At 61.7% G+C, this 512-nt stretch carries 1 protein-coding gene; it reads right to left on the bottom strand.

The features are described 5' to 3' along the window. Positions 1-50: 50 nt before the first annotated feature. Positions 51-512 (bottom strand): type II toxin-antitoxin system RatA family toxin (locus B2W55_RS24420; RefSeq protein ID WP_291532296.1); only part of this gene is annotated, 462 nt, incomplete at its 5' end.

The following is a 512-nucleotide window of genomic DNA, read 5'->3' as shown; positions in this document are numbered from 1 at the left end:
CCGGCCTTGTGCCGGGCATTTCCGTTTCGGAACAAGACGAGCCGGCTTCGCTAGGTCGACAGTTGAGGCTTGCCGTAGACCTGGTCCGCGCGCTTCTCGAACGCCGCGGCGAAGCGCGAGAAGGCGGCGTCGAACATCGAGCCCATCAGGATCGCCAGCATCCGGCTCTTGAACTCGTAGTTCAGGAAGAAGCCGACATCGCATTCGGTCTCGGACTTCGGTTCAAAAGTCCAGCGGTTCTCCAGATTGCTGAACGGCCCGCGCAGATATTCGACCAGGATCTTCAGATTGGGCCGGTCGAGCGTCACCTTGCTGGTGAATGTCTCGCGCACCAGCTTGAAGGAGACCGTCATGTCGGCCACCACGATCTCGGTGCCGTCGTCCTTTGGCGTGCGCTGGCGGATCTTGAGCGCCTGGCACAGCGGCACGAATTCCGGATAGCGCTCGACGTCGGCGACCAGATCGAACATTTGCGGGGCGGAATGGTGGACCCGCCGCTTGCTGGAGAATCG

Origin of the sequence: Bradyrhizobium sp. UBA2491, assembly GCF_002341725.1 — a bacterium.
Lineage (GTDB): Bacteria > Pseudomonadota > Alphaproteobacteria > Rhizobiales > Xanthobacteraceae > Bradyrhizobium.
Note: the sequence above shows the minus strand (reverse complement) of the source record. Positions and strands in the feature narration are given on the sequence as shown.